Source organism: Jejuibacter sp. L23 (genome assembly GCF_050815825.1).
Lineage (GTDB): Bacteria > Pseudomonadota > Gammaproteobacteria > Enterobacterales > Enterobacteriaceae > Jejubacter > Jejubacter calystegiae.
In genome coordinates this window covers 1,985,295-2,012,206 of sequence record NZ_CP138199.1, presented here as the reverse complement: position 1 = coordinate 2,012,206, position 26,912 = coordinate 1,985,295, and the positions used below count along the sequence as shown (strand labels likewise).

Sequence of the window (26,912 nt, the reverse complement as noted above, 5' to 3'; positions counted from 1 at the left end):
TTAAACAACAGGAAATTCTGATAGATAATATTCGGGCGGGCTATCTCATTGCGCCATGATATGACGTAACGTGAGAGGAAAATGAAGACTGCCCCGGCAGGGGCAGTCTGAAGAGATTACTCGGCCTGCTGTAACTTAGCTGCAGGAATATCCCGGAAGTGCTGTTCTGCCTTATTAAAACGCTCAACCACGTCACGGGATGGCGCTTTGCCCATCAGGCTGACCACGACAATACCCAGGGTGGCGAACAGGAAGCCCGGAATAATTTCGTAGAGATCCAGCCATTCAAACTGTTTCCAGACCACTACGGTCACGGCACCAATTACCATACCGACCAGCGCACCGTTACGGGTCATTCGCGACCAGAACAGCGACAGAATCACCACCGGCCCAAAGGCGGCGCCGAATCCGGCCCAGGCGTAACTAACCAGCCCCAGTACCCGGTTATTGGGATCTGCCGCCATAGCGATAGCCACCAGCGCCACCAGCAGTACCATCAGACGTCCAACCCATACCAGTTCACGCTGGCTGGCCCCTTTACGCAGGAAAGCCTTGTAGAGATCTTCGGTAATCGCGCTGGAGCAGACCAGTAACTGGCAGCTCAGGGTAGACATTACCGCCGCCAGAATCGCCGACATCAGGATACCGGCAATCCAGGGGTTAAACAGTATCTGGGCCAGTTCAATAAAGATGCGTTCGCTGTTGTCATTGACGGCCGCGGCCAGCTGCGGGTTATCGGCAAAGTAGGCAATGCCGAAGAAACCTACGGACACCGTCCCCAACAAGCAGAGAATCATCCAGGTCATGCCAATACGACGCGCATTCACAATGGTGTGGTGCGAATCCGCCGCCATAAAGCGCGCCAGGATATGCGGCTGTCCAAAATAGCCCAGTCCCCAGCCCAGCAGCGAAATAATCGCAACGATATTTAGTCCCTTGAACATATCAATGTTCTCGATGCTTTTCTGTTTAATCACCTCCAGCGCATCGCCAAAGCCGCCCACGGTGAACAGCACCACCACCGGCGTCAGGATCAGCGCGAAGAACATCAGCGCTGCCTGAATGGTATCGGTCCAGCTCACCGCCAGGAAGCCGCCCACAAAAGTGTAGATAATGGTTGCCGCCGCTCCGGCCCACAGCGCGGTGGCGTAATCCATGCCGAAGGTGCTCTCAAACAGGCGAGCGCCGGCCACAATGCCGGAAGCGCAGTAGATAGTGAAGAAGACAAGGATAACCAGCGCCGAGATAATCCTCAGCAGGCGGCTGTTATCGGCAAAGCGACTGGTGAAATAGTCTGGTAGCGTCAGCGCGTTATCATTGGCCTCAGTCTGGACACGCAACCGTCCGGCCACCAGTTTCCAGTTCAGCCATGCGCCAAGGGCAAGGCCAATCGCTATCCAGCTCTCCGAAATTCCGGCGATAAATATTGCCCCAGGCAGCCCCATCAGTAGCCAACCGCTCATATCAGAAGCGCCTGCGGAAAGCGCCGTGACCAGGCTGCCGAGGCTACGGCCGCCCAGAATATAGTCGTCAAAGTTATTTGTAGAACGCCAGGCGATAAAACCAATCAATATCATGCCAAAGATATAAATCAGGAAAGTCACCAGCATCGGTGTACTAATATTCATTCGGTTCTCCGATGTTGTTTCCGGGTAAAACCCCAGGTTGACACCGCCGGAACGTGGCGGGTCTCGTTTGTCGTTTCACTCGCGGCGATCCATCCTGCCGTAAGCGTTCTGTGTTTACAAATGCTTTAACATATCAGTTACACATGCCAGCCCCTGGTTCAGCTTAAGTTTTCTTATAGGTTGCACTGGCTCACACTTTTACGGGTTGCACCCATAAAAAATGTTAAGCGCGTCAGTAAACACCGCCCCTTCGGGTAAATCCAGAAAAAAATAAATCCGCATCTGTCATTAACAATTTGCTCTCTTTCAGTGTTGCTATCTCCGTCACATTTAACGTGGTTGCACAAAGTTGCAACATAATAGATATTGCCGGGTAGCAATATTTTTTCACAGACCCTAACGAGCAGAGACAGGAGTACAGGCATGGCCAGCACCACAATGGGGGTAAAACTGGATGAAGAGACCCGCGAGCGGATTAAAACCGCAGCCTCGCGAATCGATCGGACACCACACTGGCTAATTAAGCAGGCTATCTTTAATTACCTGCAGCGCCTGGAAAATAATGAGGAGCTGCCCGAACTGCCTGCATTACTGGCTGGCGCCGCCAATAATAGCGATGTCGACGACGCCAGCGCCCCGGTCGATGAAACACCCCAGCCGTTTCTGGAGTTTGCCGAACAGATCCTGCCTCAAAGCGTCAGCTGCGCCGCCATTACTGCCGCCTGGCGCCGCCCGGAAACCGATGCCGTACCGATGATCCTTGAGCAGGCCCGTCTGCCTGCCGATGTGGCCCAGAAGGCCCATACCCTCGCCCATCAATTGGCCAACAAGCTGCGTAATCAGAAAACCGCAGGCGGCCGTGCTGGTATGGTACAGGGGCTGTTACAGGAATTCTCACTCTCCTCCCAGGAGGGGGTGGCGCTGATGTGCCTGGCCGAAGCACTGCTGCGTATTCCCGATAAAGGCACCCGGGACGCGCTGATCCGCGACAAAATCAGTAACGGTAACTGGCAGTCGCACGTAGGCCGCAGTCCGTCGCTGTTCGTCAATGCCGCTACCTGGGGACTGCTGCTGACCGGGCGACTGGTTTCAACACATAATGAAGCCAATCTCTCCCGCTCCCTGAACCGTATTATCGGCAAGAGCGGTGAACCGCTGATCCGCAAAGGTGTGGATATGGCGATGCGCCTGATGGGCGAGCAGTTCGTCACCGGCGAAACCATCGCCGAAGCGCTGGCCAATGCCCGCCGTCTGGAAGATAAAGGCTTCCGCTACTCCTACGATATGCTGGGCGAGGCAGCCCTGACCGCTGCCGATGCCGACGCCTATATGCTGTCGTACCAGCAGGCGATCCACGCTATCGGCAAGGCCTCTAATGGTCGTGGTATCTATGAAGGTCCGGGAATTTCCATCAAGCTTTCCGCCCTGCATCCCCGCTATCGCCGTGCCCAGTTCGATCGGGTTATGGACGAACTCTACCCACGCCTTAAGGCGCTGACCCTGCTGGCGCGCCAGTACGATATCGGGATCAACATCGACGCTGAAGAGGCCAACCGGCTGGAGATCTCTCTCGATCTGCTGGAAAAACTGTGCTTTGAGCCGGAACTGGAAGGCTGGAACGGTATTGGTTTTGTTATCCAGGCTTACCAGAAGCGTTGCCCGTTCGTCATCGACTATCTGATCGATCTCGCCACTCGCAGCCGACGTCGCCTGATGATTCGCCTGGTGAAAGGCGCCTACTGGGACAGTGAAATCAAACAGGCCCAGGTAGAAGGGCTGGAAGGCTACCCGGTCTATACCCGTAAGGTGTACACCGATGTCTCCTACCTGGCGTGCGCCCGTAAGCTGCTGTCAGTGCCGAATCTTATCTATCCGCAGTTCGCCACCCATAACGCCCATTCACTGGCCGCTATCTACCATCTGGCCGGTCAGAACTACTACCCGGGACAGTATGAATTCCAGTGCCTGCACGGCATGGGCGAACCGCTCTACGAACAGGTGGTGGGAAAAATCAGCGACGGTAAGCTGAACCGCCCGTGCCGCATCTATGCGCCGGTGGGCACCCATGAAACGCTGCTGGCCTATCTGGTGCGCCGCCTGCTGGAAAACGGCGCCAATACCTCATTCGTCAACCGCATTGCCGATAGCACCCTTTCGATTGACGATCTGGTGGCCGACCCGGTCATGGCCGTCGATAAACTGAGCGCCCGGGAAGGCATGCCCGGACTGCCGCATCCGAAAATTCCGCTGCCGCGCGATCTGTACGGCGAGGATCGCGCCAACTCGCTGGGGCTGGATCTGGACAATGAACATCGTCTGGCTTCGCTTTCTTCCGCGCTGCTCAACAGCGCCAGCCAGAAGTGGCAGGCGCTGCCGATTCTGGAGCAAGAGGTAAAGGTTCACGAAAGCGAGCTTCAGGCGGTGATTAACCCGGCCGAGCCGACGGATATTGTCGGCTACGTGCGCGAAGCGCGGGATGAAGAGGTGGAACAGGCGCTGGATACCGCGGTGAATCAGGCCGATATCTGGTTCGCCACCCCACCCGCCGAGCGCGCTGCGATCCTCGAGCGTGCCGCCATTCTGATGGAGGATCAGATGCAGCCGCTGATCGGCATTCTGGTGCGAGAAGCGGGTAAAACCTTCAGCAACGCCATCGCCGAAGTGCGGGAGGCCGTGGACTTCCTGCGCTATTACGCCGGTCAGGTCAGCCATGACTTTGACAACGAGACTCATCGCCCACTGGGCCCCGTGGTCTGCATCAGCCCCTGGAACTTCCCACTGGCGATCTTCACCGGACAGGTAGCCGCCGCACTGGCCGCCGGTAACTGCGTGCTGGCGAAACCGGCAGAACAAACGCCGCTTATCGCCGCCCGGGGTATTGAACTACTACTGGAAGCAGGAGTACCGCCAGGCGTGGTGCAGTTGCTGCCGGGCCGCGGCGAAACCGTCGGCGCGCGCCTGACTTCCGATGACCGGGTTCGCGGCGTGATGTTTACCGGCTCTACCGAGGTCGCGACCCTGCTGCAACGCAACATCGCCAGCCGCCTCGATCCCCAGGGCCGCCCGACGCCGCTTATCGCCGAAACCGGCGGCCTGAACGCAATGATCGTCGATTCATCCGCCCTGACCGAGCAGGTGGTACAGGACGTGATTAGCTCCGCCTTTGACAGCGCCGGTCAGCGTTGCTCCGCTCTGCGCGTGCTCTGCCTGCAAGAAGAGGTGGCCGATCACACCCTGAAGATGCTGAAGGGCGCCATGGCCGAATGCCGTATGGGTAATCCTGGCCGCCTGACCACCGATATCGGACCGGTGATCGACAGCGAAGCCAAACAGAATATCGAACGCCATATCCAGACCATGCGCGCCAAAGGACGCAGGGTATTCCAGGCCGCTCAGGAAAACAGCCAGGACGTGCGCGAATGGCAGAGCGGCACCTTTGTGCCTCCGACGCTTATCGAGCTGGAAAGCTTTGACGAGATGAAGCGCGAAGTGTTTGGCCCGGTGCTGCACGTGGTGCGCTACAGCCGTGCGAAACTGAGCGCGCTGGTTCAGCAAATTAACGATGCCGGTTACGGCCTGACGCTCGGGGTTCATACCCGCATTGATGAAACCATCGCCCAGGTCACCTCACAGGCCCACGTAGGTAACATGTACGTTAACCGTAATATGGTTGGCGCCGTGGTCGGCGTCCAGCCTTTCGGCGGAGAAGGTCTTTCCGGAACAGGTCCGAAAGCGGGCGGTCCGCTCTATCTCTACCGTCTGTTGAGTAGCCGTCCGGAAGAGGCGGTGTTAACCACCCTCGCCCGCCATGACCGGATGTACCCGGCCAATATGCACCTGAAAGCAGCGCTGCAGGAAGCCCATAACGCCCTGACCGACTGGGCGGAAGAGCGTTCGGAATTCCGTGCTCTGTGCCAGCGCTATGCCGAACAGGCCCAGAGCGGTAGCCTGCGCGCCCTGCCCGGCCCCACCGGCGAGCGCAATACCTGGACCCTGATGCCCAGAACCCGGGTGCTGTGCGTGGCGGATAATGAAGAAGATGCGCTGATCCAGCTGGCGGCGGTTACTGCCGTAGGTAGCCGGGCGCTGTGGCCCGACGAGCCGATGCAGCGTGAACTGGCAAAACGTCTTCCCCAGAGCGTCAGCCAGCGTATCGACTTCGCCACCGCCGATAAGCTTTTCAGCCAGACCTTCGATGCGACTATCTTCCACGGTGATTCCGATCAGTTGCGTAAGCTGTGCGAATTTGTCGCCGCCCGGGATGGCGCCATCGTCACGGTACAGGGTTTCGCCCACGGCGAAACCAACCTGCTGCTGGAAAGGCTGTACGTTGAACGTTCGCTGAGCGTCAACACCGCAGCGGCAGGAGGGAACGCCAGCCTGATGACAATCGGCTAAGGCTCCGCTACAGTGAAAAGGCTCCTTATTAAAGGAGCCTTTTTCAGGGGAGTATTATGAAATATCGTTATCTTATTGCCGCCAGCCTGTTGCTGGGCCAGTCTGCCTGGGCCGCAGACTGCGCAGAGGCGCAATCGCAAACCGAAATGAATCAATGTGCCGCCGATGAATATAAAAAAGCGGACCAGCAGTTGAATCAGAGTTATCAGTCGCTGCTTAAGCGCGCCAACCCGCAGCAGCAGGAGCTGTTAAAGCTCTCGGAAGAGGCGTGGATCAAAGTACGCGATGCTGACTGTAAATTTGTCAGCTCCGGGGCCGAAGGCGGTAGTGCCCAGGCACTGGTATGGAATCAATGCCTGACGGACAAAACCCGTGAGCGCAGCGGTTTTCTGGAATCCTTTTCCCATTGCGACGAAGGGGATCTGAGTTGTCCGGTGCCCTCCCGGCGCTAGCGCGGACGAACCCCTTCCAGAATCATTTGCTGCACGCTGGCGACGGTCTGACGAAAGAAGCCGTCGTCTGCTAAGGTCTGGCCGGTAACCGCCTCAACCTGAGTGGAAAAATCAGCATAGTGCTGAGTCGTCGCCCAAATCATAAAGATCAGATGATGAGGATCGACCGGCGCCAGTTTACCTGCGGCCACCCATCCGCTGATGATCGCCGACTTTTCCGCCACCAGCCCTCGCAGATCCCCTTCCAGCTCTCCCATTAGCAAAGGCGCACCCTGCAGCATCTCCAGACAGAATAGCCGGGATGCCTGCGGATAATCCCGGGATACCTCCATCTTCAGCCGGATGTAGTCGCCAATTGCCGCCAGCGGCTCCAGATCGGTACGAAAGGCCCGCAGCGGCGCCAGCCAGATATCCAGAATCTGACGCATCACCGCCACATAGAGCGCCTCTTTCGACGGGTAATAGTAAAGCAGATTGGTTTTCGATACCCCGGCCCGTTCAGCGACCTGCTCCAGGCTGGCGCCATGAAGGCCGAAGCGTGAGAAATAGTCCAGCCCGGCGCTCAAAATCGCCGTTTTCTTCGCCGCGACCGCCTGTGAACGCCGCCCCGGTGTTGTTGCGCTGCCAGCCATGCGCTCACTCCCTGCCAGTTTTGGCGACAGAATAGCAAAACAGAACGCCGACAGCACCGTCGCCGACAAAGAAAACCGCCGGGACTCTCACCCCGGCGGCGGCAGAGGCAGGGTTAATGCCCCATGGTTAACAGCCCGGCAGATTATTCGCTGTTACGCGCGCCGTGGCTGTTTCTTCCCCCTTTTTTACCGGCCTCAGAGGCACGCTGTGGGTCATTCTTGAAGTTCCCACCGCTGCGCTGGCCACCTTTGCGGCCCGCTTCGGATGCTCTTGCCCGGTCTTCGGCAAAATTGCCTGAACCGCCACGATGGTTTGCCATTTCTGACCTCCGGAGTAAGTGAAATGGTGAGAGAGCATTACACCAACAAGATTTGATTCCGCGGCTGGCGCCCGACGCCAGTATTACCCACGTAATAACAAGGGTAGCCCAGCCGCCCCGACCGATCGGGGCATGGTTACATTTTGTAATACCATAACGAAATTACCGCCCCGTCCGGTTTCCTGACCAGGCTAACCCGCTCTTATGAAGTCAAAAAGCCGGGCAGAAAAAATGTGTCCTGATGCTACAGAGAGGACCGTATTTATGGTGCCCACTTGCGGTAAGTCATGGAAAGTGCGCTCTGGTTTGCACTCTGGCCAGCACGTCATAATCTTTATATTAATGCGGCGTTATGCCGCTTACATCATAAAACTGAGGAGTAAGACGAATGGCTAAAGTACTGGTGCTCTATTATTCCATGTATGGACACATTGAAACGATGGCCCGCGCTATCGTTGAGGGTGCTGAAAAGGTAAATGGTGCAGAGATAACGCTGAAACGCGTACCAGAAACCATGAAGCCTGACGTCTTCGAAAAAGCGGGTGGAAAAACCCAGAATGCACCGGTCGCCACTCCCCAGGAGCTGGCCGATTACGATGCCATTATCTTCGGTACCCCGACGCGCTTCGGCAATATGTCAGGCCAGATGCGCACCTTCCTGGACCAGACCGGGGGATTGTGGGCTTCCGGCGCGTTGTACGGCAAGCTGGCCAGCGTTTTCAGCTCTACCGGCACCGGCGGCGGCCAGGAGCACACCATTTCATCTACCTGGACTACCCTCGCCCACCACGGTATGGTGATCGTGCCCATCGGCTACGCCGCCCAGGAGCTGTTTGATATCTCCGTGGTACGCGGCGGTACCCCTTACGGCGCAACCACCATCGCTGGCGGTGACGGTTCCCGTCAGCCGAGCGAGGAAGAGCTGGCAATAGCCCGTTACCAGGGCGAGTATGTCGCAGGGCTGGCAGTCAAACTGAATGGTTAAGTCGGACCCCTACGGGAGGAAAGCATGTTAAATCAAGAGTCTAAAAAGCATAACGTTGGTGAATGGGCATCCTTGCGTAATACATCGCCGGAAATTGCCGAAGCGATTTTTGAAGTCGCAAAATACGATGAGAAAAAAGCGGAACAGATTTGGGAAGAAGGTAACGATGACGTCCTGGCCCTGGCCTTTTCCCGCACGGATAAAGATTCCCTGTTCTGGGGCGAGCAAACCATCGAACGTAAGAACGTCTGATCCTCCTGATATCAGCCCTCTCCCGGACCGGGAGAGGGTCACACCATTACTTGCCGGCAGCCGCCTGACGCATCACCTCATTGAACTTATCCATTGGGCAGAAGCCGTTATCGTCTGTCGGGCATCCCGCCAGCTCCAGCGTGACCCGCTGCGGAGGATTTTCCAGCGACAGCGGCTGGGCCTTACGCAGCTGATCGCTGCTCTGATAAACATACTCCACCTTCATCAGCTCGCGATTAGCGCGCCCGTCATGCCAACGCTGAAACACCAGTTTGCCCCCTATCGGGGTGTGCTCGTACTGCCCCGGCAGTTGATAAGGACGGAAATTAAGGGCGCTTAGCAGCGAGGCGATGTTGGAGTCATGCCCCACCAGCACCGTCAGTGCCGGAGCCTTGTCGGCCGACGCTTCCAGAGTCTTATCAATATAGTTAATCAGCGGCGCCGCCACGTTGCGGGCAACCTGGGGCGAAGTAAACAGCGACTCCTGGTAGCTATTTTTCAACGCCGACAGCAGTTGCCACTGGCGATCGCTCTTAATCTCGCCCCAGGCAACCTCCTGCTCCGGAAAGCCTTCGTAATACTGAAGGGTAAACGCATCCACCAGCGAATTCCCTACCTTAAGCGGCCCGCTAACGCCCGGCTCCTGGTTCAGCCTGGCGCTGAAGCTGTCTTTACCACCGCTTAACTCGCACTGATGCTGCTCTTTACAGACCGGGGAATCTTTATAGTCGGCGATCTCCTCCAACAGCTTAAAGCTGTCATCCAGCGCGTAGCGACTACGCTGGGCCTCCATCGCGCTAACAGCAGCTTTACTGAAAGCGGGATCGTCACGGGTGATCACCGGATTAAAGACCGGATCCATGGTGCCCATTTTAGCCTGATGATGAACCTGAATATTACAGCCCGGAAAGGCGCCAGCGGCAAAGAATTGCGCCGTCGCTACCGTGCGTTGCAGGCTATTCGCGTAGATATACGCCTGACTGTCACCGGGGCAGTCATCTCCTTTTACCAGCCCCTGCTCCCCCAGCCACTGGCGCATATAGCGGCCCATGTAGATTTCCAGTACCCCGCCTTTGGTCGTCAACTGACCACCCGGGACTTCCCATTTCGGCCAGGGATGGGAGGTAGACTGCTCCAGGACGCTGCCATTATTCGCCAGCGGCGCCCGCAGATTGTGACGGCTCATCATCAACACCTGACGCAACTGGTATCCCTCTGGAGTCTCCTGCGTGGCCCCCAGCGCGGGTAAAGTCAGTAGTGCTCCCAGGACGCCACAAATTATTCTTTTTTTCATTCGGTGATCCCTTTTTATTCACGTTTATTAGCGCCATGAGTGTGACAGATATTATTGGCTATGCCTCTGACGCCTGGCACAAAATAGCGTAACAGCCAGTCTGAACATTGCATTGCCAGGAAAAATCTTAAAAAAAATGAAATAATCCGAAACTGTCTATACTGACTTTATGTGCTGAAAGATCCCGGTACTTCGGACTTAGGTATATTTTCAGGTCAATGCTATCTTCTACCTGCCTCTCCCGGCAGGTTTTTTTTAGCCAAAAAAAACGGGCCCGCAGGCCCGCCTCCCTATACGGATACGATTACTACCCGGAACGAGCGAGCGATGCCAGCGAGCGAATATCATTGCCGGTCGGGGACTGGTGTACCCGCAGACCGAACTCATCAATGATGGCAAAGATATGGTCGAAGATATCGGCCTGAATCGCCTCATATTCCAGCCAGGCTACGGTATTGGTAAAGGCATAAACTTCAAGCGGCAGACCATTATCATCCGGCTGGAGTTGACGCACCATTTGCGTCATATCCCGACGGATACGTGGGTGGTTATACAGATATTCAGTCAAATAGGCGCGGAAGGTGCCTAAATTGGTCATACGCCGCCCGTTAAGCGGTGAAACCTCTGCCTGGCAATCGCGGTTAAACTCGTTCAGCTCTTTCTGTTTGGCATCCAGATAAGGCTTCAGCAGATTGCTGCGGGTAAGACGCGCTTCATCTTCCGGTGACAAAAAGTGAACGCTGGTGGTATCGATATTAAAGCTGCGCTTAATGCGACGCCCACCGGAGGCGGACATCCCACTCCAGTTTTTGAATGCGTCTGAGACCAGGGCATAGGTCGGAATGGTGGTAATGGTTTTATCCCAGTTCTGCACCTTGACCGTAGTCAGGCCGATATCGATAACATCGCCATCGGCACCATATTTCGGCATTTCCAGCCAGTCGCCAAGTTTCAGCATGTTGTTGGCCGACAGCTGAATCCCCGCCACCAGCCCCAGGATAGGATCCTTAAATACCAACATCAGAACCGCTGCCATGGCGCCCAGACCGCTGATCAAAATGGCCGGCGATCTCCCCATCAGCAGCGAAACCATCAGAATACCGACCACAATGGCGGCAATCAGCTTCACGCTCTGAAAAATGCCTCTTAACGGCAGTTGCGAAGAAAACGCAAAGCGACGCGACAGCCCCAAAAAGACATCCAGCAGCGAGAACAGCGCCAGCAGCGCATAGAGCATAATCCACAACTGGGCGCACAGAGAGAGGATCTCGCCAGCTTCATTGCGATGCAGCCAGATCACAGACTGAGCATTGACGATCACCCCCTGCAGCAACAGCGCCAGGCGGTGAAATAATTTATTCTGGGTAATGACCTGCAGCCAGAGCTTTGAACTGGCCTGGGCTTTTTTTTCAAAAGTTCTGAGGACAACCCGGTGCAGAATAAAATGAATGACTAATGCGGTAACAAGAATAATCGCCAGTACCAGTATCAGTGATGCGGTCTGGTTCAGTTCTATTCCATATCGCTTAAAAAACGAAGCTAACTCCTGCATAAATACTCCTTATTGTTCAGGCGCAAGTATCATGCCTCCTCCCGTGAGGGGTTGCAATTGCTTTGCCTGAACAGAAGGCAAACAGAGATCTGCCTGGAGTACGCAAGAAAAGTGACCGAAATGCCTGTCAGTACTGGCTGCCGCCAGGTTATCAGCGTTAAAATGCATTGTAGATACACTTTTTAACTCAGAGGGCTCCACGCCATGACAGGAAAACGCATTCGCAGGGAACAGCTCACCATCCGCCGTATGATCGCGCTGTACCAGCGCCGCTGTCCTCAGGCTCAGCCCGACGCAGAACACTATCAGAAGCTGTATGGTTATGCCGTGAAGCGCCTTGAGCGCTGCGCTTTTGGCGAAGAGAAACCAGCCTGCCGCCAGTGCCCGATTCACTGCTATCAACCGGCGCAGCGCGAAGAGATGCGAGAAATCATGCGCTGGGCCGGTCCACGTATGCTGTGGCGTCACCCGGTTCTGACCGTGCGCCATCTGATAGACGATCGGCGGCCGATCCCGCCGGTTCCGGAGAAGTTCCAGCCTAAAAAGCGCAAAGGTTAATGTCAGTATCCGGGCACTTCATCGGCCCGGTGTAGCGCCCGGGCATCGGACTCCGCCGTTTTTTCATGCTTCATCATGGTAAAGGCGATCAGAAACAGGCCAATCATAAAGGGCAGTTCATAGAGCTCTTCAATCAGATCCTGCCAGGCGTGATGGTGCAGGAACAGCGGCGCCAGCAGACGATGATGCTCGACGGTATCGGAAATCAGGAAAGTCACCACAACGACCACCATGGTCCAGAGCGGTAACCTTTCGTGACGGAACCGTTCAGCGACATTGCGGCGCAGTGCGGGTGAAAAGAAAAACGCCAGTACCAGCGTACCAATCAACACTACCGAAATAGCCCGGAATACCATTCTGGGCCCTTCCGGAAAGTAGTCGCGCCCCCAGCTAATCCCTCTGCCAAATAGCGTCAGCCACCACACCACCGACCACAGCCAGAACTGGCGCGATCCCTCCTCAAGGCTCCCCGGACGCATATAGAACAGCGTAAACAGCGCGCCGAATAACAGCCAGCAAGACTGCGCATCCTCTACCCATGCCACGGTTTTTCCACCAAGTAGTGGGAAGTGCACATCGGCAAAAAACGGGAATATCAGCGCAGCAGCGCCCAGCAGTAGCGGGGCGGCAGAAATTTTTTTGTCAAAAACCATAAGGCCTACAGGAATAACGAAAATTAAGGTTAACTTAAGGATACCGACTCTGTACGGGGCCGTTTTTTTCGTTACGTGCCTTTTATAAGTAAATTCTTAATTAAGCAGCATTTAAAATCAAAGAAATAGCCAAATCTTAGCGCAATGATGGAAACAAAATGACATTAATATAAATAATAATTAATTATAAAAACTCAAAAAATGACCATCAAGATGCATCCCATGGTAAGTTACTAAAACGCTCTTATGACAGCGAGCAGGAAGCACAGGATAGTCGCTGCGCCGTAGTGCGACAAACACGCCAACCATGACTTTGATTAAACGCAGAACGCTTTCTGCCATACTACCAGAGCGACGAGCAAGGCAGCGATACGAAGATAAAATAGATAAATGAACTTCGATTAGTCGATGAATCAATTAATGATTTTTAATATCCGATCTACGAGATATCAAATTTATGACGAGAACACAATGCTTTTGTTGTATGGGATGCGGGTTAAACTGCAGATTAATTAACAACCAAATAGATAATAATAGATTCTGCCATGATGAAAAATTAATAATCTGGCCGGATGAGAACTATTATTTCAAACTGGCAATTAACGAGCTTATTTTTAAGCCGTACCACAGGTCGATGCATGGGGGCATTATCGTTATCGATTTTTCCAGCGCAAACCTGCATCTGTTGATTCATAAACAGTGGATTCAGGTATTCAATAACATCGCATTACCCGTGTTGCTGGTCGTGGAACAGGTCATGCTGCCACTAGCCAACTACTGGCTAAAAAAGAACCATAAGGTGTATATCATGGTGGTGCAAAACAGCCAGCATAGTATCTTCAACCGCAGATTCAGCCTGATACAACAGAACCGATATCCACTGCCTTACCAGGGCCCCGTCTTTACAGAAAGGGAAGTCATGGTATTAAGGGCGAGATCGGAAGAAAACAGTACAAAAGCCATTGCCCGCCGACTGGGATGTAGCGTGAAGAGCGTCTATCAACACCAGTATTCGATAGGACGTAAGTTTGGAGGAGCGGCACAGCTACGCCGCCTGCGCGCCATGCACGCGCTGGTGTAACCGGCGCGCTCAAGCGCCCCTGTCACGGAGGCTGCCCGGCAAAGCACCCCTGTCCAAGTTTATGGTAGCGCCCCAGAGCGACAATATATTTCCGTTTGTGAGCGTTAATCGCGTTATTGCGCCACACATCGCCCGGCAGTAATGCCAGTTGGATCGCGCTCTCATCATCGCCCTGACATCCCTGCTGCACAATCACCCTGAACCAGGTATTGCCGCTATTTTTTAACGTTCCCGCCGCTTCATCCACCTCATAGCGAAAGACCATTTTGCGTGGACGCACCACCAGAATAGCGCTCACTGAAACCACCGGAACCGCATCCAGCCCCTGGCGCCGCTCGCGCCAGGGAATTAGCGTAACCGGTGTCTCTTTAAATTGCACCCGGTAGTAGCGTTCGCGATCGTCCTGAGGTCCCCGGTAGTAAAACTTAAAATAGTCCCGATGCCCGGACTGCAGGGTAAAACGTAGCGGCGAGTAAACCACCTCCAGCTCGCTGCCATCCACGCGCCGCTCTCCCCCAGCCCCCGGTCGGTCGATTTTCCAGGCCGTTATGGTGTACAGGTTGGCCCGCGGGCTATCATTCAGTATCGGCCATGAGATAAAACTCTGCTGCGGCGTCATATCGTAGACCGTTGAATCCAGCCGTATCGCCCGTGCCGGTAACGTCGCGGCACAGGCCAGAGCCAACAGAACCAACCGCCACCATCGCTTAAAACACACCCCGGGCCTCCTTAACGATCGACGCCTGTCCAGGTTGCAGTCACTTCCACCTCGCCGCTGGCGCTGACCGTACCCATCCAGTCCATACCATCCACCGTAAACTGCGAGCGTGAATCATCCATCGGAAACTGTAACTTAAGCGTGGCGGTAAAGAAGAAACCGTCATCCACCGCCGCATTCCAGGCAGTCTGCACCCAGTTGGCATCAGTCATATCGACGGCGGCATCGCCGCAGCTGTTGCGCCTTTTAACCGTCGCCCCACTGGCGGAGGTCCAGGAGAGCCAGGCCGGAATCGGTACATGCAGCGTACCATCCGTGGAGCTGAACAGGCAGTAAGGCACGCCGCGAATAGTCGTGGTATCTCCCACCACTCTGGCCATAATGCTGTCGGCCTGGCGCGACGCCGAAGTTGTCACCTTATATTCGAACTCAATAGGCTCCTGGTCGCCGATCTTCCCGGAGCGCGACGGATGGGAATTACCATCGCTGGAGACAATGCTGATGCCATACTCTTTGGGGATGATATTGAGCTGGCTGGAGGCAGTAAACTGATAGAAGCCAGACTCCGGGGTAACGGTATTATTAAAGTAAAAGGTGAATAGCGAATCTTTATTGGTCAGATCCTTCCCGGAATTTAGCACTTTACTAAAGAAAGCATTCGACAGAAAAACATACACCGAGTCGCCGCTGGTGGTAAAAACATTGGTATAGGTGGTGGAAGTGGCATAGCGCGTCCAGCTGGCGCCGTCGCCGCTGTACATGATTTCGGCGCTTCCTGGCGTAAAGCCCAGTTCAGCGGTATCCACTACCATCCGAAAATTCAGGGATGCGGTAACGCGCTGGGTCTGGCGCAGCGAATAAGAGACCATTTTGCATATCACGCCGGAATTACCGGAAACTACCCCCAACTGACAGAGATCGCCGCCGCCGTTAATGCTGGGGCTGCCATCGCTGGCGACCCAGATTTCCGACATGGCACCGGTGCTGTTAAGCGTCAGATGGCCCACTTTGGTGGCTGTCAGGGTGTAATAACGCCAGTTTGCACCAGATTCCAGATCCCGGCAGCGTACCCCGGAGGCATAGTCATATTCGGTCGTGGTATAACAGATATTCAGGACGAAGGCATCGCTGGCGCCCACCGCCTGTTGACGAAAATACTCATAAGCTGCCGGAGAAAAAGAGGCAAAACCATAGCTGCCGTTATAGACGTTACTGCCAGAGCGGGCGTGATAAAATCCCTCATCATCCATCACATCTGCACTGATATAGCCAGACGAGGGGCAAGTGCTGCCGCTGGACATACAGCGGATCCCCTGAAACGGCTGCACGATCGGCGACTGGCTTAACCACATATCAAAATAACGGTTGGCATAAGCCCAGCCCACATATCCCATATAGCCCAGGCTGGTCTGGTTGGTGGAATAGCGGGTCCAGATATTGGCCCCGGAAAAGCGCGGATCCAGGGAGTAAGGGGTAATAAAGTATTCATTATCGATATTGTTTTCGATAAACAAATAACTACTGGACCCCGAGCCGCTATTGGTGGCCGTTACCGCCAGCGCCGGCATCGCCAGCAGCCATCCGACGATCGACAGCGCAACCTTCCCTTTAGTAAACATCCTGATACTCTCCTGAACGGGAGGCGGTTCGTTTCTGGGGATCGCACTGAATATCGCCGACCCAGACCGCGCCACGCGCCTCCTTAAGATTTAGCTCTGCTTCGCAAACCGCTCCCCGGCTGTCGGTCAGGGTGATGATGGGGTAGCGTTTATCCACATCCATGGCGAATTCACCCCGGTCATCGGTACGGGTTTTACCGATATGGTTATGAATATCAGCGCTGGCGTAATAGCCGCCGCCCGGTGTTCTGACCCGGCCAAACACGGTGACCAGCTGCCTGATCTGCGGGTTGATCACCCCCACATTACCCGGGTACAGCACCACGCGACTGGTACGCCCGCTAACGATATCGACGCTGTCGCGGGCGTGCTTATCATTCATCAACTCAACCCGATATTCAGCGTAAGGCGGCAGGCTGATGAAATTCCGCTTGCCGGTCAGCGGATAGTTGCGGCCATTGATCTGAGCGATCATGCTGCCCTTTTCGCTAAAGCCGGTATTGACCACCACCCCCGCACGCTGAGACCCTTTGCCTGCGGCCAGGTTGTCTTTAGCCCAGGCAATGCTCCCCTGAGAGCTGAGGCTGAAATTCGAACTACTGTACGATGAGCGGGTGGCGGAAAGCGTACCGGCGTTATATTTCGTGTCGTAGTTCAGATAACCGCTGGCGGCGAAGTCATCAGAGCGATAACGGTTATCATCCCCGGATTGCTTAATCCGCTTCGAAAGCGATGCGCCCGCCTGGGTAATCACGCTATTGTCGATATTCTTGCGCAGCGTCAGGTTAGCCAACATACTGCCGTTTTCGCTCGATACCCCGGCGCTCAGCCAGGTGGAAAGCGGCAGTGAGATATCGATATTCACATATTTGTCACGCAGGCTTTCGCTGCTGTCGTACTGATAGCGCTGAATACCGGCGCGCAGCGATACCGAAGCATAGCGGTTGGAAAACAGCGACTGACTGTAATCCACGTTGGTATAGCGATTGCGGGTGTAGCGGTTATCGGTACGGCTGACGGTCAGTGAACCGAGCCACGGCGTTAGTTTGCGCAGATTGGCCGTTGCGCCCAGGGTTAAAAAATCATCCTTTTGCATCGGCAGACTGTCGCCAATATGGCTGAACTGCCGCGATCCCCACAATGAACCGTAGCCTCCCGGCAAATTGAGGTTAAGAGTCGAGATGCTCTGCCAGCTGCTGTCCGTCGCCAATAGAGCCTGCTGATTCAGACTTAGTAACTCATTAAAAGCGATGGAAATTTCGCTTTCAGTAACGCCGTTATTATCGAAGCCGTAAAGCGTGGTTTTAAGATTAACGCCCGACAGCCAGGGCTGACTGACCGCCGCCGCCACGCCGGAGATCCAGGTCTCTTTCTTACCGTAGTTAAGATTAGTATGACGTCGGTAGTCCATACGGTTGTATTCCAGCATGCCGCCAAACAGCTGCCATGAAAGGTCTCCCGTCACGCTCGAACTCCGGGCGAAGGTCTTGTTGATCTGCGCGCTGCGGGTACTGGCCACCCGGCCGTTGACCACCACCTGGACATCCACGTTATAAACGCCGAACGGCAGGCGCGAGGTGTCGATCTCGTAACTCCCCATGGGGAAGTTCTGGATACTGAGCAGCTTACCGTCGCGATAAACATGCACCTCCCCTGCTGCGGGCAGGAAAACCGTGACCGGCAGCAGCGACAGGGTATTATCCTCCACCCGGGTGCTGCTCTTATTGCCGTAGCTCATCCCATAGATACGACTGGAGTTCAGCGCGCTCATACTGGCAATGGATTGCAGGTTCCAGGTATCCACCATTCCCATGGCCAGACGATGACCGCGATAGTCGCGCTCGTACATGGCGCGGTACATTTCGCCACTGCGATCGCCGGTGCCCAGGCCATACAGCGAACCATTCAGATTAATATGATGCTCGCCCCAGGCCCAGGTGTTATCCAGAGTCATGTAGCTGCTGGCGTTATCCGTGCTGCGATACTGATTGTAATAGCTGCCAATGGTATAGTTCAGCACGCTGGATAGCCCCCGGGCGCTGGATTCCCCCAGAATATTAGTACGCGGCAGAATAGCCGCCGTCATCGCTTCTTTATTAACGGTTAGCTCCAGATAAAAAGATCGGGTATCCAGCGACAGAGCGGCATCTTTATTTAAGTAAACCCGCCGGCCGTCACCGATGCTTTTGTCCTGAAGCCCGGCCAGCAGCGACTTTAACTCTTCCGTCAGCTCGATACGTTCAGGGAGATCGCTCAGGGTCATACTGCTAATGCGAAATTCATTCTCTTTAATCGTTAATAGCGCATCGGCAATTTTCTGCTGGCTGCGTCGGGTATCAGTATCACCGGCAAAGCGAATGTAGACTGGCACCGTCATTCCCTGATACAGCGCGCTGGCAAACACCGCGGGAATCACATAATCGTTAATCCTTACCGGCGTCGTTTTTGATTCCGGAAACGCCGGGTAAGCAGAAAGCAGCAGGCCGACAAATAGCGTCCCTTTAACATACCCCTGACTGTCCATATCATTTCTCAGTTAACGTTTATATATTGTCCGTCATGCCAGATGCCAATACGCGTCCGTTTATTGGCGAGATCGGTGTATTTGATTTTTACCGTTACGCCCGGCATCAGGTAGTAACGTTCACGGCAACCCTGACCGCTCTCTTTTTGCTTATCCCGACAGGGCCCATATGAGATAACACGAAAAGAGACATTGCCGGTGTTGGTCACGGAGTCTCCGCTGTGGGTGTAGTCAAAATGTTGCTGGCGCGGCGCCACGACAAGGATGGTGCCGATAATGGCGGAAGTTGTGGCCTGGCCGGTTTTGTTATTTTTATCCTGCCCATATTCCGTCACAGGTTCGTCGGTCCAGGAAAGGCGATAGTAGCGTTCGCGATCGTCGGCCGGTCCCTGATAAAAGAAGCGGAAATTCTCTTTTGCCAGGCCGGGCATAATCATGCTGGCAGGAGTTGAAAGCAGTTCGCCTTTGCTTTCCATCGGGATAGTTTCGCCACCGGCCATGGGAGACGAGATACGTTCGACTCTGACGCTGACATAACGCGCCATATCCGTGGCGTTAATAATCTCTTTTGCCAGACTGGAAGCGTCAGAGCCCATCATGGCGGTCACTTCGCCCACGTTGATCGCCCGGGCGGAAAAGCTAATCGGGAGTGAAATAAGTAGAGGCAGTAACGTAGTCAACTTCATCGGAGATCCTTAAAAGGAGGTCAACGACCTCCTTACTCATACAAATGGGCTGGCGCGTGCCCGGAAGGATTTAGATGGTCCACACGGCGGTGAACTGAACGCGGACGTCACCGCTCCAGTAGCCGTCTGTCAGATCCTTGAATGCCGCCACGGTAGAGCCATCGGAAGTGGCGGAGTCAACGGAAAAGGTGAAGTTGCCCTGGGTACTAATGCGATCGCTGCCGGCATAAGCGGTGCTCACGGCCAGCGCATCCAGACCCGCAGAGACGTTATTCGCCGTATCGATCATGGTGGTGGCGGCCGTCTTGCTCAGCTTGCTGCCGTTCCAGTCAACGCCGATATCCAGAGTGGAAGCATCGGTGCTGCGGCTCAGGGTGTTACTCACAATCTGAGAAGTCAGCGTGAAGTCAGTCGCGCCGGACTGCCCCTGAATCGTGATATCAAAAGCACCGCTCTGGGTATTAAACGCTTTAATACCTTCAGCGTATTTAAAATTCAGGGATTTCAGCGGAGTGACCACCAGCGCGCTGGTGGTATCTTTAATTGCCGTTGCATCCCAGCTGGCGGTTGCCGAAGCGGTTACATCGGCCATTGCCTGAGAAGAGACCAGCGCCGCGGCGACAAAACCCGCCAATACGATTTTGTTCATTTGTATTTCCTTGAAATAATTAAATTGAGTCCTTTACAGGAATTGTTTCATATAACAATAAAGGTAATTCCATTTCATCCCGAAATAATCGTATTAAGCCTGCCTCCTATTTTATTCTGCAATATACACTTAATGTTATAGACCCGCTTGAGCTTTAAATTAAGCACAGCGGCAATCTGCTTAACGGTGCATCCATCAAGAAATAGACGAAGCACCATAATCTCCAGCTCACTGAATTTTTTGCGGCGCGGTTCACGAATTATTCGCCCACAGATAATACGCTCTATTTTCTGCTCGATTACGGATTTACCTTCGGCTACATAGATCACCATAGCGATATCTACGCTAACGCTGTACCAGTAAGAGGCCAGTGCCTCCGTGCTTTTATCTGCAACCAGAATCAGCTTCAGTCCGGTCTTAGTAAGGTGTTCGAGCCACAGACCGTTAGTAAAGCGTCTGATGTGATACCAGGAGAAATCAACAAAGATAAATCCCCTGTGAATATGGCTGCAACCTGGTCTGGTAAGTAATGTGTCAATTCCCAAAACCAAATAAAAATTACTCTCAGGCCATACACCATATTTACTATCAATACAGTTCAGCTTCTTTACGGAGTCAAGATTGCCGAGTTCACAATTAAAATGACAACTCAGACAGTGTACGGATTTATTTATCCCGGTCAGCATAGATGGAATATTTCCCCGGTAACGTCCTGTTAACTCGCTGTGATGACTATCTTATTTATTCATTGGTTACCTGACAACTTTATCTTTAATGTTTAGCGTCATTAAAGTAAATGGAAAAATCCTAATTGAAAATACTCATAAAATCACAACAGGCTTCTATTCCTGATGATGGCCATTGCCAGCTTGCACTACAATTTTCCAACCATTCGGATTTTCTCATCATGATACCAGGAATTTTCCCATGAATTTCGCTTATTAGGGTTAAAACAGGAAAGCACGAAATGTTAAAAAGCATCTTCGAACGAAATCTAAAACGCCGTATGGCCCTGGCAACGCCAGGGCCTTATTGGCGACAATGCTTTTTTTTTAAGTCAGATCATTATCGCTACTGATGTGATAAACAGTAAAAACCTGTCCCGATAGCGCTTCACGGCTCCAGCCCACATCATCGTCCCAGTACCTCTTGCCTTACGCTAATGTGATCACACGATCATTTTTGACCATTCTTGTATGGTACATAAGAAAATTCTGGCAAGAATACGGTGTATATAAGATGAAAATAAGAAATTTACGGTGGTGGATGATAGCGCTGGTGTCGCTGGGAACAATTATTAACGCCCTGGCGCGCAGCTCACTCAGCGTGGCGGCGCCCACGCTGTTCACGGAAATACACATTAATGAACAGCAGTACGCCTGGATCCTAAGCGCTTTTCAGCTCGCCTATACCATCGCTCAACCTATTTGCGGGTTTTTGATCGATATCATGGGGCTGAAGCTGGGCTTCTTCATCATGATCGTCATCTGGTCGGTGGTGAATATGGCGCATGCGACCTGTCACTCCTGGGGCGGTCTGGCTTTTCTTCGCGGTTTAATGGGGCTAAGCGAAGCCTCAGCGATTCCCGCTGGCGTGAAGTGTAATTCCGAATGGTTCCCGGCCCGGGAGCGCGGGATCGCTGGTGGGATCGCCAATATTGGCACCTCCATTGGCGCTATGCTGGCGCCGCCTCTGGTCGCCTGGGCTATTATGGCTTACAACTGGGAAATGGCCTTTGTTATCACTGGTGCAATGGGGCTGGTGTTTGCAGCTATCTGGTGGTTTGGTTATAACTCTCCGGACAAACATCCAGCGATAAGTGCCAGCGAAAAGGCGCTGATAGATAATGGCCAGGAGGTACACCTCAAAGCGACGGCGGCCCGCCCTTCGATTAAATCTATCCTGACTCAGCGAAACTTCTGGGGGATCGCCCTGCCCCGGTTTCTGGCCGATCCGGCCTGGGGCACCATTAACTTCTGGCTACCGGTCTATCTGATGACCGTACGCCATTTACCGCTGAAGGACATTGCGCTGTTCGCCTGGCTGCCCTTTCTGGCTGCCGACTTTGGCGGTATGGCGGGCGGCTTTCTGAATAACCTGATGATGAAGCGTTCGGCGATCTCCACGGTAAACGCCCGTCGGGTTGGCTTTACGGCAGGCGCTTTTCTGATGCTGCCGCTGGCGCTGGTCGGGTTTGTCGAAAGCCCTTACCTCGCCATTGCCCTGGTCTCTGTCTGCGGTTTTGCCCACCAAATGCTCTCCACCCAGGTCATTACCATGGCAACAGACCTGTTTCCCCGCAATGAGACTTCGACGGTCAGCGGCTTCGCCGGAACTGCGGGCTGGAGCGGGATTCTACTCTGCACGCTGATTATGGGTTCCCTGGTCCATACCGTGGGCTACAACCCGTTCTTTATGATCCTGAGCGTAATGGATCTTATTGGCGCCATCCTGCTCTGGACTCTGGTGAAGGAGCCGGTCGAGTCAACCGCGGTGCTGCTTACCGAGAGCTAGCGGTGTAACAAACACAAAGTGCCTCTTTCACCGGCGATCACGCCAACGTAAGAGGCACTCTGAGTTAAACAAATCGATATCCCTGCTTCATGACAGGAAAAATGGTTCTTATATTAGCGCGTCACGGTAAATTTAATGACATACAGTGACATTCTCCCCTGTTGCAAATTTAAAAATAAACTAAAAACTATCTCATTATAAAAAAACACACTTCCCCCATTTCGTTTACCACAACGCAAGATGCCAGGGTATAATATCCCCTTTCCTTCTTACACCATTCAGGAAGATTAATGAACGCTGTATTTTTACGGATATCCCCTGTCGCCCTTGGATTGCTTCTCTGCTCATGGGAAAGTACCGCACAAACCACCGATCTGTTTCATCGAAGCACTCTGACCGGAGACTGGAATGGTACGCGAAATCAACTGGAAAATAGTGGCATCAGACTGACCGGAGAATATGTATCCGAAACTGCTGGCGTATTACACGGCGGCCAGGAACATGGTACCCGCTATGCTCAACAAATTCGGATTGGCGCGACCTTCGATCTGAATAGATTACTTGATAGCGAACGGGCGGGTACGCTACAGATAACCCTTAACGATCGCCGCGGACGTAGTGTGTCCGAAGATTTGATTGGAAACCGGCTACCGGTTCAGGAGGTGTACGGCGGGCTTTATACCCGATTATCAGAATTAAGTTATGCCAACACATTATTGACACCGGACCTGACCTATAAGCTGGGACTGATGGCAATGGGTAATGATTTCGGCGGGATGTCGATATTAACGAATTTTATGAATGCCGCATTCTGTGCCCACCCGCTTTCCCTGTCTGGCGGTAGCGGCTGGAGTAATTATCCGAATGCTCACTTTGGTGTGGAACTAAGCTATCACATTAATGATAACTGGCGCATTCAGACGGCGGTTTTCGATGTTAATCCCCGAACCAATAGCGCGCCATCTAAAGCTTTTAAACCCTTCAGTAGCGGTACCACCGGCGCCATTATCCCTGTTGAGATTATTTATCACCACCAGAGTCAGCTTCCTGGCGAATATAAATTTGGCTACTATCACGATACTTCGCGGGTAGAGCGTATCGGAAATGAACAGGGCCGCTCTTCCGGGCGTGATGGCGCTTATATTCTCGCCGATCAAACCCTGTGGCAATCGGACAGTCATCAAACCCGTAACCTTCATCTGTTTGGACAATGGACCGTTGCCGATAAATCCACCTCTCCTTTCCGGCACTGGTATTCCGCCGGGCTGGTGTTGAATAGCCCCTTTATCAGTCGCCCCCATGATGCGATCGCCATCGGCTATGGTCGGGCCATCTATAACGAAAAAAGCCGTGATGCCGATATCAACAGTATGCTCGCTCAGGGCGACTATGCCGAAGCTAGCGAAGCCAGTGGTTTGAGCCATGCCGAACAGCTGGTCGAGCTGACCTATACCCTACAGGCAACGCCCTGGTTAAGCCTGCGCCCCAGCCTGCAATACATCAAAGAGCCCGGCGCATTTTCCAGTAAGGAGATCAAAAATGCCTGGGTGGCCGGAATACAGCTGAAAATGGCCCTCTGATCCCAAAGCGCCCTCTTCACAGGAAGAGGGCGTTTACCTTAGCGCAGTCTCTTAATCATCCAGCGCATATGCGATAACGTAATCGCCACGATCCGGAGACTGGCGTGCGCCGCCTGCGGAAATCAGGATGTACTGCTTGCCGGTCTTCGGCGAAATGTAGCTCATGGGACCGCCGCCACTGCCCACCGGCAGTCGGGCTTTCCAAACCTCTTCGCCAGTCGAAGAGTCATAAGCGCGCAGGTAGTAATCCTGGGTTCCGGCGATAAACACCAGTCCGCCCTGAGTGGCCAGGGTACCGCCCAGGGTCGGCATACCTATCGGCATTTTCATCTTCATTTTGATGCCGAACGGGCCGGTATCCTGCACCGTACCTACCGGCACCTGCCAGACGACTTTACGTGTCTTCAGATCCACGGCGGAAAGGGTACCGAACGGCGGTTTCTGGCACGGAATGCCCAACGGCGACATAAAGCGGTTTTTATTGACCGCGTAAGGCGTGCCTTTCAACGGAACCGCGCCCATACCGGTATTCACCGACTCTCCACCGTTGCTGGCGGCAACGTTGGCATCCACCTTCTGGGGAATCATCTGTACCCACAGACCCAGACGCATATCGTTAACGAAGATGTAGTGATTATTTGGATCCGTCGACAGGCTTCCCCAGTTCATTCCGCCCAGCGATCCCGGAAAACTAAGGGAAACATCGGTACCCGGCGCCGTAAACAAACCGTCATAGCGCATAGACTTAAAGCTAATGCGGCACATCAGCTGGTCGAACGGCGTGGCGCCCCACATATCCGACTCTTTCAAAGTCTGGGTGCCGATCTGCGGCATACCAACGGAAACCGGCTGAGTATGGGAATACTGCTCATTCGGGATATTAGCCGTTTTAACCGGCATTTCTTTCACATCGGTCAGCGGCTTGCCGGTCAGGCGGTCCAGGACAAAGATTTGCCCGGCTTTGGTACCAAAGACCACAGCGGGTTTCGTTGAGCCATTATCCATCGGGAAATCGATCAGACTGGGCTGCATCGGTACATCAAAGTCCCAGAGATCGTTGTGTACCGTCTGGTATAACCAACGCTCTTTACCGGTCGTGGCGTCCAGCGCCATCACCGAGGTAGCGTACTTGTGATCCAACGGCGTACGGTTTGCCCCCCACAGATCCACAGACGAGCTGCCCATCGGGATAAACACCGTGTTCATGGCCGGATCGTAGGACATCGGCGCCCAGGAGTTCGGGGTGCTGCGGGCAAAGGTCTGGCCCGGCGCCAGTTTCATATTCGGATCGGCATGTCCCGGGTCAAACGCCCAGCGCATCTCACCGCTAATCACATCGAAACCGCGCAGTACACCGCCTGGCATATCAGTCTGCACATTGTCGGCTATGCGTCCCCCAACCACCACGGTGGTGCCAGCCAGGGTCGGCGCCGAGGTCAGCTGATACTTAGGATCCGCCGCATCCCCCAGCCCTGCTTTCAGATCGACAATGCCGTTATCGCCGAAGCTGGCGCAGAACTCACCGTTATCCGCATTGATAGCGATAAGGCGCGCATCAATGGTATTCATCAGGATACGGCGCTGGCAGGTATCTCCGGCAGCAAGCGCCGGGGCAGGAACCGGCGTGGAACCAGGTACGCTCGGCTGGGTCAACGGTTTGGTGGCGTCGAAATACGCCAGACCGCGACAGCGCTCCCAGACCTGAGATTTGGCGTTGATTTCCCGCTTCCAAATCTCTTTACCGCTGTCGGCGTCCACCGCAATCACGTTATTGTGCGGAGTACAGAGGAACACGCGATCGCCAACCTGCAGCGGCGTCTGTTGGTCCTCCGCGCCGTTGCCGTCCGGGCTAATCGGAGTATCGCCGGTATGGAACGTCCAGGCGACCTTAAGATCCTTCACGTTATCACGAGTGATCTGGTCCAGTGCCACAAAGCGGCTGCCGCCTGGCGTATTGCCATAGTTATCCCAGTTCTTCTGAGCATTGGCCTTGTCGAGCGGCGCCAACGGCAGTTGTTTACCATTAAACGCCACGGTCGGATGCGGTACAAACATCTGCGCGAAGGCCGTCACCAGCCCGATGGCCAGCACCGCGCACAGTCCATAACTGATTACCGATAGCGGCGCCTTGTTCTCACGTTTACGTAACGCAGGCCAGGTGGCAAACGCCAGCAGCATCAGTCCGGCGGGAACCATCAGTCGGGAGACCAGCGGCCAGAATTCCAGACCGGCATCTACCAGCGCCCAAATCAGAGTCCCGACAAACACCAGCAGGAACAACACTACCGCCGAGGATTTACCTCGTAGAAACTGTAGCGCTGATAACAGCGTAACAATACCTGCAATAAGGAAGTACCAACTTCCTCCCAGCATCGCCAGCTTTGCGCCGCCGATAGCGAAAAATCCCCCCGTGACAATCAAAATCACGGCCAGCAAATAACACCATAGCTTAAGCTTTGTGCCAGGTCTGGAAGACGAGTCAGACATACAAAGCATCTCCTGAATTAGTAATCTTTCATCCACAGTCCCCGCTTTCCCTGAAGGCCCGAGCGGCACGCGGGCGCCGATGAGTCAATCCCTGTAACCCTGTACAGTCATTTACAAATCAGCCTGCAAATGATGCGACGAATCTTTTGGTACGTCAACATAACCCCATGAATCAAAAGAGCCTTAAAGGATAAAAGCATTACCTAACAGAATGTAACTAAAGGTGATTTTTATTTTTCTCGTCGGTTGCTGAATTGTAAAAACGAAGGACTGAGTCGATAAACCTTAGCGGCAGAGATAAGGAAGAGCGCCGATAAACGGCCCCCCGTT

The 26,912-nt window shown here is 54.0% G+C and carries 21 protein-coding genes; 8 read left to right on the top strand and 13 right to left on the bottom strand.

What is annotated here, in order from left to right; translation table 11 throughout:
• Nucleotides 1-116 precede the first annotated feature (116 nt).
• On the bottom strand, nt 117-1,628 hold the full coding sequence (gene putP / locus SCU88_RS09195; RefSeq protein ID WP_138096909.1) for a sodium/proline symporter PutP: 1,512 nt from the start codon (nt 1,626-1,628) through the stop codon (nt 117-119).
• Nucleotides 1,629-2,051: 423 nt separating this feature from the next.
• Between putP and putA the strand changes: the two genes are divergently transcribed.
• Nucleotides 2,052-6,026: a trifunctional transcriptional regulator/proline dehydrogenase/L-glutamate gamma-semialdehyde dehydrogenase gene (putA, locus tag SCU88_RS09190; RefSeq protein WP_175339815.1), complete on the top strand. Its 3,975-nt coding sequence runs from the start codon at nt 2,052-2,054 to the stop codon at nt 6,024-6,026.
• A 56-nt stretch (nt 6,027-6,082) separates the two neighbouring features.
• Nucleotides 6,083-6,478: a lysozyme inhibitor LprI family protein gene (locus SCU88_RS09185; RefSeq protein WP_138096905.1), complete on the top strand. Its 396-nt coding sequence runs from the start codon at nt 6,083-6,085 to the stop codon at nt 6,476-6,478.
• On the opposite strand, the gene rutR is transcribed toward SCU88_RS09185, so the two are convergent.
• Together rutR and SCU88_RS09175 are read right to left on the bottom strand one after the other, a co-directional pair.
• Complete coding sequence (gene rutR / locus SCU88_RS09180; protein ID WP_138096903.1) at nt 6,475-7,110, bottom strand: HTH-type transcriptional regulator RutR; 636 nt, start codon at nt 7,108-7,110, stop codon at nt 6,475-6,477. The genes SCU88_RS09185 and rutR overlap by 4 nt on opposite strands.
• A gap of 143 nt (nt 7,111-7,253) precedes the next feature.
• Entirely contained in the window at nt 7,254-7,430 is a 177-nt protein-coding gene (locus tag SCU88_RS09175; protein ID WP_138096901.1) for a general stress protein, read from the bottom strand.
• Between the two features lie 388 nt (nt 7,431-7,818).
• Between SCU88_RS09175 and wrbA the strand changes: the two genes are divergently transcribed.
• Both wrbA and SCU88_RS09165 read left to right on the top strand, forming a co-directional pair.
• Entirely contained in the window at nt 7,819-8,415 is a 597-nt protein-coding gene (gene wrbA, locus SCU88_RS09170) for an NAD(P)H:quinone oxidoreductase (protein WP_138096899.1), read from the top strand.
• Nucleotides 8,416-8,439: 24 nt separating this feature from the next.
• Nucleotides 8,440-8,667 (top strand): YccJ family protein, encoded by a 228-nt coding sequence (locus tag SCU88_RS09165; protein WP_138096897.1) that lies wholly within the window; start codon nt 8,440-8,442, stop codon nt 8,665-8,667.
• Nucleotides 8,668-8,713: 46 nt separating this feature from the next.
• On the opposite strand, the gene agp is transcribed toward SCU88_RS09165, so the two are convergent.
• Both agp and SCU88_RS09155 read right to left on the bottom strand, forming a co-directional pair.
• Nucleotides 8,714-9,961 (bottom strand): bifunctional glucose-1-phosphatase/inositol phosphatase, encoded by a 1,248-nt coding sequence (gene agp, locus SCU88_RS09160; protein ID WP_175339814.1) that lies wholly within the window; start codon nt 9,959-9,961, stop codon nt 8,714-8,716.
• Nucleotides 9,962-10,268: 307 nt separating this feature from the next.
• Nucleotides 10,269-11,513, bottom strand: a complete 1,245-nt coding sequence (locus tag SCU88_RS09155; RefSeq protein WP_138096893.1) for a mechanosensitive ion channel family protein — start codon at nt 11,511-11,513, stop codon at nt 10,269-10,271.
• A 204-nt stretch (nt 11,514-11,717) separates the two neighbouring features.
• Between SCU88_RS09155 and SCU88_RS09150 the strand changes: the two genes are divergently transcribed.
• Nucleotides 11,718-12,071, top strand: a complete 354-nt coding sequence (locus tag SCU88_RS09150; RefSeq protein ID WP_175339813.1) for a nitrous oxide-stimulated promoter family protein — start codon at nt 11,718-11,720, stop codon at nt 12,069-12,071.
• Nucleotides 12,072-12,073: 2 nt separating this feature from the next.
• Here SCU88_RS09150 and SCU88_RS09145 read toward each other — a convergent pair whose 3' ends face one another.
• Nucleotides 12,074-12,724 carry a hypothetical protein gene (locus SCU88_RS09145; protein ID WP_175339812.1) on the bottom strand — a complete coding sequence of 217 codons (651 nt, stop codon included), beginning with the start codon at nt 12,722-12,724 and terminating at the stop codon, nt 12,074-12,076.
• 457 nt (nt 12,725-13,181) lie between these two features.
• On the opposite strand from SCU88_RS09145, the gene SCU88_RS09140 reads away from it, so the two are divergent.
• Nucleotides 13,182-13,805 carry a LuxR C-terminal-related transcriptional regulator gene (locus SCU88_RS09140; protein WP_175339811.1) on the top strand — a complete coding sequence of 208 codons (624 nt, stop codon included), beginning with the start codon at nt 13,182-13,184 and terminating at the stop codon, nt 13,803-13,805.
• 22 nt (nt 13,806-13,827) lie between these two features.
• Here the strand turns inward: SCU88_RS09140 and SCU88_RS09135 are convergent, their stop codons facing one another.
• The 6 genes from SCU88_RS09135 to SCU88_RS09110 form a co-directional block, all read right to left on the bottom strand.
• The gene (locus tag SCU88_RS09135) at nt 13,828-14,523 is read right to left on the bottom strand and encodes a molecular chaperone (RefSeq protein WP_431810117.1); all 696 of its coding nucleotides are present in this window, start codon (nt 14,521-14,523) and stop codon (nt 13,828-13,830) included.
• A gap of 11 nt (nt 14,524-14,534) precedes the next feature.
• On the bottom strand, nt 14,535-16,142 hold the full coding sequence (locus tag SCU88_RS09130; RefSeq protein ID WP_175339810.1) for a fimbrial protein: 1,608 nt from the start codon (nt 16,140-16,142) through the stop codon (nt 14,535-14,537).
• The gene (locus SCU88_RS09125; RefSeq protein ID WP_175339809.1) at nt 16,132-18,666 is read right to left on the bottom strand and encodes a TcfC E-set like domain-containing protein; all 2,535 of its coding nucleotides are present in this window, start codon (nt 18,664-18,666) and stop codon (nt 16,132-16,134) included. The genes SCU88_RS09130 and SCU88_RS09125 overlap by 11 nt, the downstream gene beginning before the upstream one ends.
• 8 nt (nt 18,667-18,674) lie before the next feature.
• Entirely contained in the window at nt 18,675-19,352 is a 678-nt protein-coding gene (locus SCU88_RS09120) for a hypothetical protein (protein ID WP_175339808.1), read from the bottom strand.
• 70 nt (nt 19,353-19,422) lie between these two features.
• On the bottom strand, nt 19,423-20,001 hold the full coding sequence (ecpA, locus tag SCU88_RS09115; RefSeq protein ID WP_175339807.1) for a common pilus major fimbrillin subunit EcpA: 579 nt from the start codon (nt 19,999-20,001) through the stop codon (nt 19,423-19,425).
• 74 nt (nt 20,002-20,075) lie between these two features.
• On the bottom strand, nt 20,076-20,687 hold the full coding sequence (locus tag SCU88_RS09110; protein ID WP_175339806.1) for a response regulator transcription factor: 612 nt from the start codon (nt 20,685-20,687) through the stop codon (nt 20,076-20,078).
• Between the two features lie 553 nt (nt 20,688-21,240).
• Here SCU88_RS09110 and SCU88_RS09105 point away from each other — a divergent pair.
• The gene (locus tag SCU88_RS09105) at nt 21,241-22,515 is read left to right on the top strand and encodes an MFS transporter (protein ID WP_175339805.1); all 1,275 of its coding nucleotides are present in this window, start codon (nt 21,241-21,243) and stop codon (nt 22,513-22,515) included.
• Nucleotides 22,516-22,805: 290 nt separating this feature from the next.
• Nucleotides 22,806-24,095: a carbohydrate porin gene (locus tag SCU88_RS09100; RefSeq protein ID WP_175339804.1), complete on the top strand. Its 1,290-nt coding sequence runs from the start codon at nt 22,806-22,808 to the stop codon at nt 24,093-24,095.
• A 51-nt stretch (nt 24,096-24,146) separates the two neighbouring features.
• Here SCU88_RS09100 and SCU88_RS09095 read toward each other — a convergent pair whose 3' ends face one another.
• On the bottom strand, nt 24,147-26,582 hold the full coding sequence (locus tag SCU88_RS09095; RefSeq protein ID WP_175339803.1) for a membrane-bound PQQ-dependent dehydrogenase, glucose/quinate/shikimate family: 2,436 nt from the start codon (nt 26,580-26,582) through the stop codon (nt 24,147-24,149).
• Nucleotides 26,583-26,912 lie beyond the last annotated feature (330 nt).

Excerpts from the sequence above, each read along its gene's own strand:
- SCU88_RS09175 (WP_138096901.1), bottom strand. The coding sequence starts at position 7,430 with ATGGCAAACCATCGTGGCGGTTCAGGCAATTTTGCCGAAGACCGGGCA.
- SCU88_RS09150 (WP_175339813.1), top strand. The coding sequence starts at position 11,718 with ATGACAGGAAAACGCATTCGCAGGGAACAGCTCACCATCCGCCGTATG.
- SCU88_RS09130 (WP_175339810.1), bottom strand. The coding sequence starts at position 16,142 with ATGTTTACTAAAGGGAAGGTTGCGCTGTCGATCGTCGGATGGCTGCTG.
- SCU88_RS09095 (WP_175339803.1), bottom strand. The coding sequence starts at position 26,582 with ATGTCTGACTCGTCTTCCAGACCTGGCACAAAGCTTAAGCTATGGTGT.
- agp (WP_175339814.1), bottom strand. The coding sequence starts at position 9,961 with ATGAAAAAAAGAATAATTTGTGGCGTCCTGGGAGCACTACTGACTTTA.
- SCU88_RS09155 (WP_138096893.1), bottom strand. The coding sequence starts at position 11,513 with ATGCAGGAGTTAGCTTCGTTTTTTAAGCGATATGGAATAGAACTGAAC.
- SCU88_RS09140 (WP_175339811.1), top strand. The coding sequence starts at position 13,182 with ATGACGAGAACACAATGCTTTTGTTGTATGGGATGCGGGTTAAACTGC.
- rutR (WP_138096903.1), bottom strand. The coding sequence starts at position 7,110 with ATGGCTGGCAGCGCAACAACACCGGGGCGGCGTTCACAGGCGGTCGCG.
- SCU88_RS09125 (WP_175339809.1), bottom strand. The coding sequence starts at position 18,666 with ATGGACAGTCAGGGGTATGTTAAAGGGACGCTATTTGTCGGCCTGCTG.
- SCU88_RS09120 (WP_175339808.1), bottom strand. The coding sequence starts at position 19,352 with ATGAAGTTGACTACGTTACTGCCTCTACTTATTTCACTCCCGATTAGC.
- SCU88_RS09100 (WP_175339804.1), top strand. The coding sequence starts at position 22,806 with ATGAACGCTGTATTTTTACGGATATCCCCTGTCGCCCTTGGATTGCTT.
- SCU88_RS09110 (WP_175339806.1), bottom strand. The coding sequence starts at position 20,687 with ATGCTGACCGGGATAAATAAATCCGTACACTGTCTGAGTTGTCATTTT.
- SCU88_RS09145 (WP_175339812.1), bottom strand. The coding sequence starts at position 12,724 with ATGGTTTTTGACAAAAAAATTTCTGCCGCCCCGCTACTGCTGGGCGCT.
- SCU88_RS09165 (WP_138096897.1), top strand. The coding sequence starts at position 8,440 with ATGTTAAATCAAGAGTCTAAAAAGCATAACGTTGGTGAATGGGCATCC.
- SCU88_RS09185 (WP_138096905.1), top strand. The coding sequence starts at position 6,083 with ATGAAATATCGTTATCTTATTGCCGCCAGCCTGTTGCTGGGCCAGTCT.
- putP (WP_138096909.1), bottom strand. The coding sequence starts at position 1,628 with ATGAATATTAGTACACCGATGCTGGTGACTTTCCTGATTTATATCTTT.
- putA (WP_175339815.1), top strand. The coding sequence starts at position 2,052 with ATGGCCAGCACCACAATGGGGGTAAAACTGGATGAAGAGACCCGCGAG.
- SCU88_RS09105 (WP_175339805.1), top strand. The coding sequence starts at position 21,241 with ATGAAAATAAGAAATTTACGGTGGTGGATGATAGCGCTGGTGTCGCTG.
- ecpA (WP_175339807.1), bottom strand. The coding sequence starts at position 20,001 with ATGAACAAAATCGTATTGGCGGGTTTTGTCGCCGCGGCGCTGGTCTCT.
- wrbA (WP_138096899.1), top strand. The coding sequence starts at position 7,819 with ATGGCTAAAGTACTGGTGCTCTATTATTCCATGTATGGACACATTGAA.